Here is a 12,204-nt window from a genome sequence, read left to right on the forward strand (position 1 = left end):
CACCCCGGGACTTCACAGCTCCGCCAGCAGCTCGGCCTTCTTCGCGCTGAACTCGTCGTCCGTCAGCAGTCCCGCGTCGTGCAGCTCCCCGAGGTGGCGGATGCGCTCGGCGATGCCGCCGGGGTCGGGCCGGGCCGCGGGCACCGTCCCGGAGGGCGGCACGGGCGCCTTGGCCCGTACGGCCGCCAGCACCGCGGCCGCGAAGGGCAGCGACTCGTGGACGAGGCCGTAGCCCCTGCCGAAGACCACGGCCGCCGGGTCCTGGTCCGCGGCGCCCGGCCGCGGGCCGTCCGTGCCGCGCCGCAGCAGCCGCAGGTGTCCGCCCGGGGCCTCGGGGGAGCTCCAGTGCACCCCGGTCAGCTCCTCGACGGCGAACCGCTGGTCGCCCGCCTTCCACTTGGCGGAGGAGGCGCCGCTCCAGAACCAGCGGAAGGAGACGGCCCGGCCGTCGAAGGAGGCCTTGCCGTCGTAGCCCTTGAAGGACAGCGGCGGCACCGGAGCCGCCACCAGGTGGCGCTCGGCCGGCTCGTCCGCGTCCGGGCCGAGCTCGGCCCGTATCCGTTCGGCGTAGTACTCCGCGAGCAGCTCGCGCTCGGCGGGGAGCACCAGGCGGTACGGGTCGCAGCCCTCCTTGAGCCGGCCGCCGGCCGCGTCGGCCAGCGGGTCGGCGCCGGGTCTGGGCATGGCGCGCAGCACCACCGTGCCATGTCTTCCCGGGGTCTTCTCGACCCCGGCGAGCGCCTCGTAGGGGACGCGCCGCTCGCCGAGCGTCTGGAGCAGCTTCGGTGTGCGGATCCCCCGTTCGAAGCGGATGAGCACGGAGTCGGTGTCGAACTCCCAGACGGTGTGGAAACCGGCCAGCACATCACCCATGCCGCTCATCGTATGCGGCGCCCGTCCGCCCGTCTCCTCTCACGACGCTACGCGCGTCATGCGGCGGGGACGACTCGATCCTGGTCCAGACCGATGGTGCAGTCACTGGCGTCACCCGCGCACCGGACGGAGCCGGAGGCTCCGACTCCGATGCCGGCGAAGTTGGCGAGGCTGGTGGTGCCGGGCTCGAAGTAGCCGGTGTGGCCACGGGCCCCGGAGGCCGACAGCCTCCGCGCCCCGAAGCCCGTGGAGACCGGGTCGGCGCCATGACCCAGACCGCCGACCTCCATGTGGGGCACGTCCTGAATCCAGTCGTCCTGATCGCGCATCGCCCAGATCCGGGCGCTGGTGCCCAGGTCGGAGACGCGCTCGGCGCGCATGCCGGGGCTGCCCGCCACCGCCACGTCGCTGACGCGGGCGGGAAGTTCGCGGGCGGCGACCCCGCACACCACCGAGCCGTAGCTGTGGCAGAACAGCGAGACCTCGGAGTCGCCCGGCAGCGTCCGCACCAGCTTGCGCAGCCGCAGCGCGCCCTCGGCGGCGAGCTTGCCGGTCGCGGCGTCCATGCCGACGCCGACGGGGGAGGTGTAGTCGGCCCAGGCGATGACGGCCGTCCTGGTGCCGGGGCTCGCCTTCCCCTCGGCGGCGTAGAGGGACCGGGCCATGCCCACGGGGGCGCTGTAGGCGCGCTGGGACTTCTCGAACGTGAGCACGTTGGTGTCGACACCCGGGACGACCACCGAGACGCGCTCGGCGCGGTCGAGGTCGCCGAAGACCTCCGCGACGCGCCCGGCGCCGCTCGCGTCGAAGGCGAGGACCTGGCGGCCGTCGCCGAGCAGCGACTCGAAGCGGTGCATCCGCCGGGTCGCCTCATAGCGGCCGGCCGGGGTGAGGGCGCCGTCGTGGGTGCGGCGCTCCTCGGTCGTACGGGCCTTGGCCAGCGCGATCCGGTTGGCGCGGTAGCGCAGCTTCACGGGGGCGCCGTCGAGGTTGCCCACGACGAGCGGATAGCGCTCGGCGAGCTGCTCGCGCTGGCCGGCGGTGAGCGAGCCGAAGAAGCGGCCCAGGGTGCCGGCGTCCGCCCCGGGGGACGGGAGCGGCCGGCCGCCTATGGAGCCGTGCAGCCATTCCCCGAGCGCCGTGGCGCGCGGGTCGGCCGCTGCCTTGTGGCCTCTCACGGCGGTCCAGCCGGTCGTGGCGAGCATGACGAACACGACGGCCAGCGCGAGGAGTGCGCGCCAGACCGTGGTCGCGTTCGTCCAGGGGATGGAGGAGGAGTCGAGCTCCGGGAAAGAAGTCACCGCGAACCACAGTAGGAGAATTCCGCTTGCGTCCGGGAAGTCGGTGAGCTATCTCACGTTTGGATCAACGGCGATTGGGCGCAGACGAACGCCTTCCGATCAAGAACGCCAGTTTTCCGCCAGGGCCGGGCCGATCTGGTCCAGATAGGCCGCCGTGGTGCCGCGGAGCTCCGCCATGTCGCCCCCCGCGACATCGGCCCACAGTTTGCTCGTCTCCCGCATCACCCCGCTGAACGCGGCGACCAGGATGCGCGGCCGGGGATCCTGCGCGGACAGGCCCTCCCGGCGGGCGATCTCCGCCGCCAGCCGGTCCTCCAGCTCGGCCTGCCGGCGCAGATGCGCGGCCAGCAGCTGCGGCGTCTCCTGGATCATCCGGTACGTGCGCACGTGCAGCTCCAGCGGCACGACCGCCTCGATGGCCTCCTCGATGCCGTCCCAGGAGGCGAGCACGGCGGTGCGCAGCGCGGTGAGCGGCGACTCGGCGGCGGGGCGCTCGAGGACGGCGGCCAGGAAGCGCGACTCCGCCATGTCCTGGACGGAGAGGGCGACCTCTTCCTTGTTGGTGAAGTAGCGGAAGAAGGTGCGCTGGGAGACGTCCGCGGCGGCGGCGATCTCGTCGACGGTGGTGCCCTCGTAGCCCTTGAGGGAGAACAGCTCCAGGGCCGACCGGATCAGCGCGTCCCGGGTCCGCCGCTTCTTGCGCTCACGCAGCCCTGGGGGACCCTCGATCGCCTGCATGGTCGCCTCTTCTCGCCGTGTTCGCGCTGCTCAGGATAGCTGTGGCCGAACTGACAGATCATGACGGTTGAAATCGATGGTCAAGTGGCAGCGACTGACATAATCTCGTCGGCATGACTCGGACCACCGTCGCCGAGGCGACGCCGGACCTCGGGCCCAGCGGCACAGGACTGCGGGGCCACCCCTGGCTGACTCTCATATCCGTCGCGATCGGCGTGATGATGGTCGCCCTGGACGGCACGATCGTCGCCATCGCCAATCCCGCCATCCAGAAGGATCTCGGCGCCTCGCTCGCCGACGTCCAGTGGATCACCAACGCCTATCTCCTCGCCCTCGCCGTCGCCCTGATCACCGCCGGCAAGCTCGGCGACCGCTTCGGCCACCGCCTGATCTTCCTTATCGGTACCACCGGATTCGCCCTGTCCTCCGGACTCATCGCCCTGTCGGGCAGCGTGTCGGCGGTCGTCGCCTTCCGCGTGCTGCAGGGCCTGTGCGGCGCGTTGCTGATGCCCGCGGCGCTCGCCCTGCTGCGCGCCACCTTCCCCGCCGAGCGGCTCAACATGGCCATCGGCCTGTGGGGCATGGTCATCGGCGCCTCCACGGCCGGCGGTCCGATCGTCGGCGGGCTGCTCGTCGAACACGTCAACTGGCAGTCGGTGTTCTTCATCAACGTGCCGGTCGGCGCCGCCGCGCTCGCCCTCGGGGCGGTCATCCTCAAGGAGAACCGCGCCGAGCGCTCGCCCAAGTCCTTCGACGTCCTGGGCATCGTGCTGCTGTCCGGCGCGATGTTCTGCCTGATCTGGGCGCTGATCAAGGCCACCGACTGGTCGTGGGGGGACACCCGGACGCTGGGCTTCCTCGGCGTCTCCCTGATCTGCTTCGTCCTCTTCACCGTCTGGCAACTCAGGTCGCGCGAGCCGCTCCTGCCGCTCGGCCTCTTCCGGTCCGTGGCCCTCTCCGCCGGCACCGTCCTGATGCTGCTGATGGCGTTCGCCTTCATGGGCGGCGTCTTCTTCGTCACCTTCTATCTCCAGAACGTGCACGGGATGACCCCCGTCAACAGCGGCCTGCACCTGCTGCCGCTCACCGGAATGATGATCGTGGCCGCTCCGGCGGCGGGCGCGGTCATCACCAAGGCCGGGCCGCGCATCCCGCTGGTCGTCGGCATGCTCTGCACGGCCGTCGCCTGCTTCGGGATGTCCACGCTCGAGCCGGGCACCGGCACGGGCGTGATGTCCGTGTGGTTCGCGCTGCTGGGCCTCGGCCTGTCCCCGGTCATGGTGGGGGCCACCGACGTCATCGTCGGCAACGCCCCGCTGGAGCACGCCGGCGTGGCCGGCGGCCTCCAGCAGGCCGCCATGCAGGTCGGCGGCTCGCTCGGCACGGCCGTGCTGGGCGCCGTCGTCGCCACCCGGGTGGACCACCTGCTGCCGGAGAAATGGGCGGACGCCGGGCTGCCGGCGGTCCCGCCCGAGCAGCTGTCCCGGGCCGCCGACGCCGTCCAGGTCGGTGTGGCGCCGGTGCCGCCGAACGCGTCGCCGGAGGCCGCGATGCGGATTTCGGCCGTCGCGCATGACACTTTCGTGGCAGGAATGAACGTTGCCTTCACCGTCGCCGGTTGCGTGGCGCTGTTCGCGGCACTCGTCGCGTTCCTCACCAAGCGGGGCGAGAACGCGGACTCCGCGTCCGGCGCGGCGCACATCTGACGCCGCGGGGCGGGGGCGGTACCTCGGTACCACCCCCGCCGTCGGTCGTCTTCCCCTATCAGGGCATGGCCTGCCCGGCGCTCTTGGCAGCGATGATCACCGCTCGGAAGACTCCTTCCCGTTCGGACAACCGACAGGGGGAGGAACCCATATGCGTACGCGCATCAGCACCGTGGCCGTCACCGTCACCGCCGTCGCCGCCGCGCTCCTCATGAGCGCGCCCGGCGCGAGCGCGAGGCCCGGGGGTACCGGCGGCACGTGCTCCGCGGGGCAGCTGTGCCTGTGGCCCAAGACGGAATTCCGGGGGCAGCGGCAGGTGAGCGAGCTGGCCGGCATCGAGATCGAGAGCTGTGTGGCGCTGCCGCAGGGAGTCACGGCGGCGTCGCTGGTCAACCGGACGGGCAGGCCCGTCACCACGTATCAGAGTGCGACGTGTGGTGAGACCGGCGAGTTCGACACGTATCCGTCGGGGAGCTGGGTGCCCGAGTCCCCGTACGTCGTGCGGGCGTACAAGGTGTGGGAGCGCTGAGCTCCGCCGACGTCCGCGGGTACGCCTGAGCCCCCGGCCGCTTTCCGCGGCCGGGGGCTCAGGTGTTGCTACTGCTGACCGTCAGCGCGAGCGCTTACGCGTCGCCGCCCGCGGCGCCCGGGTCGGCCGCGGCCACGTCCAGGAGCTGGTAGCGGTCGATGGCCTGCTTCAGGGCCGAGCGGTCGATCTTGCCTTCCTTGGCGAGCTCGGTGAGCACCGCCAGGACGATCGACTGCGCGTCGATGTGGAAGAAGCGACGGGCCGCGCCACGCGTGTCCGCGAAGCCGAAGCCGTCGGCGCCCAGCGAGGTGTACGTGCCGGGCACCCAGCGCGAGATCTGGTCCGGGACGGCGCGCATCCAGTCGGACACGGCCACCTTCGGGCCCTCGACGTCGGCGAGCTTGCTCGTCACGTACGGGACACGCTGGTCCTCCTCCGGGTGGAGCAGGTTGTGCTCCTCCACCTCGATGGCGTCGCGGCGCAGCTCGTTCCAGGAGGTCGCCGACCAGACGTCCGCCTTGACGTTCCACTCCTCGGCGAGGATGCGCTGGGCCTCGATCGCCCACGGCACGGCCACACCGGAGGCCATGATCTGCGCCGGGATGGCGCCCGCCTCGCCCTGCTTGAAGCGGTACAGACCCTTGAGGATGCCCTCGGCGTCCACGTTCTCCGGCTCGGCCGGGTGCTGGATCGGCTCGTTGTAGACGGTCATGTAGTAGAAGATGTCCTCGGCGTTCTCGCCGTACATCCTCCGCAGACCGTCCTGGACGATGTGCGCGATCTCGAAGCCGAACGCCGGGTCGTACGCGACGACGCCCGGGTTGGTCGAGGCCAGCAGGTGGGAGTGACCGTCGGCGTGCTGCAGGCCCTCACCGGTCAGGGTGGTGCGACCGGCGGTGGCGCCGAGGACGAAGCCTCGGGCCAGCTGGTCGGCCATCTGCCAGAACTGGTCGCCGGTGCGCTGGAACCCGAACATCGAGTAGAAGACGTAGATCGGGATCAGCGGCTCGCCGTGCGTGGCGTAGGCGGAGCCGGCGGCGATCAGCGAGGCGGTGCAGCCCGCCTCGGAGATGCCGTCGTGCAGCATCTGACCGGTCGGGGACTCCTTGTACGCCAGCAGCAGCTCGCGGTCCACGGCCTCGTACTGCTGACCCAGCGGGTTGTAGATCTTCGCCGACGGGAACAGCGAGTCCATGCCGAAGGTGCGGTACTCGTCGGGGGCGATCGGCACGAAGCGCTTGCCGATCTCCTTGTCCCGCATGAGGTCCTTCAGCAGGCGGACGAAGGCCATGGTGGTGGCGATCGACTGCTGGCCGGAGCCCTTCTTGGTGGGCGCGTAGGCCTTCTCGCCCGGCAGGACGAGCGGCTTGGAGCGGTCCACACGGCTCGGTACGTAGCCGCCCAGCGCCTTGCGCCGGTCGTGCATGTACTGGAGCTCCTCCGAGTCCTTGCCCGGGTGGTAGTACGGCGGCAGGCCGGACTCCAGCTCCTTGTCCGCGATCGGGATGTGCAGACGGTCGCGGAAGCGCTTGAGGTCCTCGACCGTGAGCTTCTTCATCTGGTGGGTCGCGTTGCGGCCCTCGAAGTTCGGGCCGAGCGTCCAGCCCTTGACCGTCTGGGCCAGGATCACGGTCGGCTGGCCCTTGTGGGCCTTGGCCGCCGCGTAGGCCGCGAAGATCTTCTTGTGGTCGTGACCGCCACGGCCCAGGTGCAGGATCTGGTCGTCGGTCATGTTCTCGACCATCTTCCGCAGACGCTGGTCGTCGCCGAAGAAGTGGTCACGGATGTACGCGCCGGTCTCGGTGGCGTACGTCTGGAACTGACCGTCGGGGGTGCTGTTGAGCTTGTTGACCAGGATGCCGTCGCGGTCCTGCGCCAGCAGCGGGTCCCAGGAGCGGTCCCACACCAGCTTGATCACGTTCCAGCCGGCGCCGCGGAACTGCGACTCCAGCTCCTGCATGATCTTGCCGTTGCCGCGGACCGGGCCGTCGAGGCGCTGCAGGTTGCAGTTGACGACGAAGGTCAGGTTGTCCAGGCCCTCGCGAGCGGCCAGGGACAGCTGGCCGAGCGACTCGGGCTCGTCCATCTCGCCGTCGCCCAGGAACGCCCAAACGTGGGACTTGGAGGTGTCGGCGATGCCGCGCGCCTCCATGTAGCGGTTCATGCGGGCCTGGTAGATCGCGCCGAGGGGGCCGAGGCCCATCGAGACGGTCGGGAACTCCCAGAAGTCCGGCATCAGGCGCGGGTGCGGGTAGCTGGACAGGCCGTAGGGCGCCTTGGACTTCTCCTGGCGGAAGGCGTCCAGCTGCTGCTCGGACAGTCGGTCGAGCAGGAACGCACGGGCGTACACACCGGGGGAGGCGTGGCCCTGGAAGAAGATCTGGTCGCCGCCGTCACCCTCGTCCTTGCCCCGGAAGAAGTGGTTGAAGCCCACGTCGTACAGGGAGGCGGAGGAGGCGAAGGTGGCGATGTGGCCGCCGACGCCGATGCCCGGGCGCTGCGCGCGCGAGACCATGACGGCCGCGTTCCACCGGGTCGCGTTAAGGATCTTGCGCTCGATCTCCTCGTTACCGGGGAAGAACGGCTCGTCCTTGGTCGCGATGGTGTTGACGTAGTCCGTGCTGCGCATCTCGGGCACGGCCACGCGCTTCTCGCGAGCCCGCTCGATCAGGCGAAGCATGAGGTAGCGGGCACGTTCCCGGCCTCGCTCATCGACGGCTGCGTCGAGCGAGTCGAGCCATTCCTGGGTCTCTTCGGGATCGAAGTCCGGGACCTGGCTGGGAAGGCCGCCAATGATGATCGGGTTGCGATCGGATCCGGAAGCCACGCTGTTCCTTCGCTGTTCGGGGCGTGTCGTGCTCTGCACGCGGGTCATGCTGCGCACGCGGGTCAATTACTTCTCTGCTGTTATGTCGCGCCGGCTCCCATCGTGGACCGCGGCGGCGGAAACGTCATCTCTACTGAGCGGTAACCACCACTCACGAGACGAAGCGTCGAAGGTAGGCCGTTGGGGGCGGCCAAATCGCAACCTTACGCTCCCATGGAGGGTCCCTCGCGTACGGCCGTTCGGGCCCGGTTCCGGTAATCGCACGGAGTAACTTCGCAAACCCGACGGAACGCTGTGGCGTGAATCACTTGGGCCTGCTGCCTGATGGTTGGAGTTGCCATGAGACGTCCGCGTCCGTCAACGTTTCGGCGGGCCCGATGGCCGGGTACTTGCGCGATCGGTCCGTCACGTGTGGACTACGCCCAATGCCTCGCGCACGCGGGGACCACAAGAACATTTCTCGAAAGATGACAGGAGGCAATCCGTGAGCGCGACCGCGGGCCACGCGGAGGAGCGGACCAACCCTGCCGCCAGGCTGGGTTTCCAGCCCGGACAGGTGGTCCAGGAGATCGGCTACGACGACGATGTCGATCAGGAGCTCCGCGAGGCCATTGAGGAGATCACCGGCCAGGACCTCGTCGACGAGGACTACGACGACGTCGCAGACGCCGTCGTGCTCTGGTTCCGCGACGAGGACGGCGACCTGACGGACGCGCTGGTGGACGCCATCGGTCTGCTCGAGGACGGCGGCGTCATCTGGCTGCTGATCCCCAAGACCGGCCGTGACGGCTACGTCGAGCCGAGCGACGTCAGCGAGGCGGCGCAGACCGCCGGGCTGAGCCAGACCAAGAGCGTCAGTGTGGCCAAGGACTGGTCCGGCGCCCGTCTGGTCGCCCCCAAGCGCTGACCGACGGCGGCCCCACGCCGCAGCCGAAAACCGCCTCCGCGCCCCCCGCAGTCCGACTGCCGGGGGGCGCGGTGCGTTGCGCGCCGGGCGCAGTGACACACTGGGCGCCTACCCGCGCCGGCGGGCGGGGCCGTACGCGCCCCCGGGCGCCGGCTCCCGTCGAGAGAGGGATGCGAACCATGGCAATCGTCGTAGGCGACAAGGCTCCGGACTTCGAGCTGAAGAACCAGCACGGCGAGACCGTACGGCTCTCGGACTTCCGCGGTGAGAAGAACGTCGTCCTGCTCTTCTACCCCTTCGCCTTCACCGGTGTGTGCACCGGCGAGCTCTGCGCCCTGCGCGACGAGCTGCCGCAGTTCGCCAACGACGACGTCCAGCTGCTGGCCGTCTCCAGCGACTCGCCCTTCTCCCTGCGCGTCTTCGCCGAGCAGGAGGGCCTCGAGTACCCGCTGCTGTCGGACTTCTGGCCGCACGGCGAGGCCGGCCGCGCCTACGGCGTGTTCGACGAGGAGAAGGGCTGCTCGGTCCGCGGCACCTTCATCATCGACAAGGAGGGCGTCGTCCGCTGGACGATCGTCAACGGCCTGCCCGACGCGCGTGACCTGAACGAGTACACCAAGGCGCTGGCCGCTCTCTGAGCGACTCCCGGGGCGGCCGGGGTGCGCAACCCCGGCGGGCGCCGCGGACGTCCTTCGCGCAAGAGCCTGTAATCGGTGGGAACCGGTCACTAGGATCAAAACGTTGATCGGATGCCATCGCACAACCGGGGGCACGGGTCCGGCCTGGCCCCTCGAACCAATGGAGGACTCGTGGGAGTCAGTCTCAGCAAGGGCGGCAACGTCTCGCTGACCAAGGCGGCCCCGAACCTGACCGCGGTCGTCGTCGGTCTCGGCTGGGACGCCCGTACCACCACCGGTACGGACTTCGACCTGGACGCCAGCGCCCTGCTGACGAACGACCAGGGGAAGGTCGCCAACGACCAGAACTTCGTCTTCTTCAACAACCTCAAGAGCCCCGACGGCTCCGTCGAGCACCAGGGTGACAACCTCACCGGTGAGGGCGAGGGCGACGACGAGGTCATCAAGGTCAACCTGGCCGGTGTCCCGGCGGACGTCCACAAGATCGTGTTCCCGGTCTCCATCTACGAGGCCGAGTCCCGTCAGCAGAGCTTCGGCCAGGTCCGCAACGCCTACATCCGCGTCGTGAACCAGGCCGACAACACCGAGCTGGCCCGCTACGACCTCAGCGAGGACGCCTCGACCGAGACCGCCATGGTCTTCGGCGAGCTGTACCGCAACGGCGCCGAGTGGAAGTTCCGCGCCATCGGTCAGGGCTACGCCTCGGGCCTGCGCGGCATCGCGCAGGACTTCGGCGTCAACGTCTGACGGTCTGAGACGGTCTGAGAGGCGTCAACGTCCGACGGTCCGACGAGCGTCCGACCGTCGCACGCGAGCTGTTCGTCCGGCGCCGCACACCCTCCGGGGAGTGCGGCGCCGGACGCGCACGGGCGAATCGTCTGAACTCGGGGAGGAAGCAAGATCATGGGTGTCACGCTCGCCAAGGGAGGCAATGTCTCCCTCTCCAAAGCCGCGCCGAACCTCACCAACGTGACCGTGGGCCTCGGCTGGGACGCGCGCTCCACCACGGGAGCCCCCTTCGACCTGGACGCCAGCGCGCTGCTGTGCGCCGCGGGCCGGGTGCTGGGAGACGAGTACTTCGTCTTCTACAACAACCTCAAGAGTCCCGAGGGCTCCGTCGAACACACGGGTGACAATCTCACCGGTGAGGGGGACGGCGACGACGAGTCGATCCTGGTGGACCTCGGCAAGGTGCCCGCCGTGTGCGACAAGATCGTATTCCCGGTCTCCATTCATGAGGCCGATGTGCGCGGGCAGAGCTTCGGCCAGGTCAGCAACGCCTACATCCGTGTGGTCAACCAGGCCGACGGCAGCGAACTGGCCCGCTACGACCTGAGCGAGGACGCCTCCAGCGAGACCGCGATGATCTTCGGCGAGGTCTACCGGTACGGGGGCGAGTGGAAGTTCCGCGCGGTCGGTCAGGGGTACGCGTCGGGCCTGCGGGGCATCGCCCTAGACTTCGGGGTCAACGTTTCGTAAAGCCGCGTCCGCGCGGTCATCCCGAACAGCGAAGGATTGGGTAGCCAGTGCTCCTGAAAACCTTTGGTTGGTCGTTCGCCATCACGGCGGCCGGTCTGGCCTTGGCCGGCGTTCTCTGGGGGTGGCAGGGGCTGGCGATCGTCGCGATCCTCTCCGTCCTGGAGATTTCGCTCTCGTTCGACAATGCGGTGATCAACGCCGGAATCCTCCGGAAGATGAACGCCTTCTGGCAGAAGATCTTCCTGACGGTCGGCATTCTCATCGCCGTCTTCGGCATGCGGCTGGTCTTCCCCATTGTCATCGTCGCGATCACGGCGAAGCTCGGCCCGCTCGAAGCCGTCGATCTCGCGATCAACGACAAGGCCCGCTACGAGGAACTGGTCACCGCCGCCCACCCGGCCATCGCCGCCTTCGGCGGAATGTTCCTGCTGATGATCTTCCTGGACTTCATCTTCGAGGACCGGGACATCAAGTGGCTGGCGTGGCTGGAGAAGCCGCTGGCCCGGCTGGGCAAGCTCGAGACGCTCTCCACGGTCGTCGCGCTGGTCGTCCTGCTCATCACCGCCACCACCCTCGCCACGGCCGTTCCGGTCCACGACGGCGTGGGCACGGTCGACAAGGCCACCACGGTGCTGCTGGCCGGCATCGGCGGCCTGGTGACCTACCTGATCGTCGGCGGCGTCTCCGGCTTTTTCGAGGACCGCCTCGAGCAGGAGGAAGAGGCCGAGGAGGAGGCCGAGAAGGCGTCCGCCAAGGGCGGCCCCTCGGTCGTCGGACTGGCGGGCAAGGCCGCGTTCTTCCTGTTCCTCTACCTCGAGGTCATCGACGCGTCCTTCTCCTTCGACGGTGTCATCGGCGCCTTCGCCATCACCAACGACATCTTCGTCATGGCGCTGGGCCTGGGCATCGGTGCGATGTACATCCGTTCGCTGACGGTCTTCCTGGTCCGCAAGGGCACCCTGGACGACTACGTCTACCTCGAGCACGGCGCGCACTACGCCATCGGCGCGCTGGCCGTCATCCTGCTGATCACCATCAAGCACGAGATCAGCGAGGTCGTCACCGGCACGATCGGTGTCGTGCTGATCGGTCTGTCGTTCTGGTCCTCCGTGGTGCGCAACCGCAGGGAGGCGGGCCCGGGCGACGGCTCCGGCGCGAAGGCCGAGGTCTCCTCCGGGGTGTGACCCCGGCACATTTGAGGAACGC

The 12,204-nt window shown here is 69.4% G+C and carries 11 protein-coding genes; 7 read left to right on the forward strand and 4 right to left on the reverse strand.

What is annotated here, in order from left to right; all coding sequences use genetic code 11:
• Positions 1-12: 12 nt before the first annotated feature.
• The 3 genes from AB4K12_RS07600 to AB4K12_RS07610 form a co-directional block, all read right to left on the reverse strand.
• Positions 13-873, reverse strand: a complete 861-nt coding sequence (locus tag AB4K12_RS07600) for a DUF4429 domain-containing protein (protein WP_368433472.1) — start codon at positions 871-873, stop codon at positions 13-15.
• Between the two features lie 56 nt (positions 874-929).
• Complete coding sequence (locus AB4K12_RS07605) at positions 930-2,174, reverse strand: alpha/beta hydrolase (RefSeq protein ID WP_368433473.1); 1,245 nt, start codon at positions 2,172-2,174, stop codon at positions 930-932.
• Positions 2,175-2,273: 99 nt separating this feature from the next.
• Positions 2,274-2,912: a TetR/AcrR family transcriptional regulator gene (locus AB4K12_RS07610; protein ID WP_368433474.1), complete on the reverse strand. Its 639-nt coding sequence runs from the start codon at positions 2,910-2,912 to the stop codon at positions 2,274-2,276.
• Between the two features lie 113 nt (positions 2,913-3,025).
• Between AB4K12_RS07610 and AB4K12_RS07615 the strand changes: the two genes are divergently transcribed.
• Complete coding sequence (locus tag AB4K12_RS07615) at positions 3,026-4,618, forward strand: DHA2 family efflux MFS transporter permease subunit (RefSeq protein ID WP_368433475.1); 1,593 nt, start codon at positions 3,026-3,028, stop codon at positions 4,616-4,618.
• A 151-nt stretch (positions 4,619-4,769) separates the two neighbouring features.
• Positions 4,770-5,147, forward strand: a complete 378-nt coding sequence (locus AB4K12_RS07620) for a peptidase inhibitor family I36 protein (protein ID WP_368433476.1) — start codon at positions 4,770-4,772, stop codon at positions 5,145-5,147.
• A 94-nt stretch (positions 5,148-5,241) separates the two neighbouring features.
• Here AB4K12_RS07620 and aceE read toward each other — a convergent pair whose 3' ends face one another.
• Positions 5,242-7,974, reverse strand: a complete 2,733-nt coding sequence (gene aceE, locus AB4K12_RS07625) for a pyruvate dehydrogenase (acetyl-transferring), homodimeric type (RefSeq protein WP_368433477.1) — start codon at positions 7,972-7,974, stop codon at positions 5,242-5,244.
• 484 nt (positions 7,975-8,458) lie between these two features.
• On the opposite strand from aceE, the gene AB4K12_RS07630 reads away from it, so the two are divergent.
• From AB4K12_RS07630 to AB4K12_RS07650, 5 genes are all read left to right on the forward strand, one after another.
• On the forward strand, positions 8,459-8,881 hold the full coding sequence (locus tag AB4K12_RS07630; RefSeq protein ID WP_086568869.1) for a DUF3052 domain-containing protein: 423 nt from the start codon (positions 8,459-8,461) through the stop codon (positions 8,879-8,881).
• 179 nt (positions 8,882-9,060) lie between these two features.
• On the forward strand, positions 9,061-9,519 hold the full coding sequence (locus AB4K12_RS07635; protein WP_362250994.1) for a peroxiredoxin: 459 nt from the start codon (positions 9,061-9,063) through the stop codon (positions 9,517-9,519).
• Positions 9,520-9,690: 171 nt separating this feature from the next.
• Positions 9,691-10,266 (forward strand): TerD family protein, encoded by a 576-nt coding sequence (locus AB4K12_RS07640; RefSeq protein WP_086568873.1) that lies wholly within the window; start codon positions 9,691-9,693, stop codon positions 10,264-10,266.
• Positions 10,267-10,422: 156 nt separating this feature from the next.
• Complete coding sequence (locus AB4K12_RS07645) at positions 10,423-10,998, forward strand: TerD family protein (RefSeq protein WP_086568875.1); 576 nt, start codon at positions 10,423-10,425, stop codon at positions 10,996-10,998.
• 47 nt (positions 10,999-11,045) lie between these two features.
• The gene (locus AB4K12_RS07650; RefSeq protein WP_368433478.1) at positions 11,046-12,182 is read left to right on the forward strand and encodes a DUF475 domain-containing protein; all 1,137 of its coding nucleotides are present in this window, start codon (positions 11,046-11,048) and stop codon (positions 12,180-12,182) included.
• The last annotated feature ends 22 nt before the right edge of the window (positions 12,183-12,204 follow it).

Source organism: Streptomyces sp. C36 (assembly GCF_040932295.1).
GTDB lineage: Bacteria > Actinomycetota > Actinomycetes > Streptomycetales > Streptomycetaceae > Streptomyces > Streptomyces triculaminicus.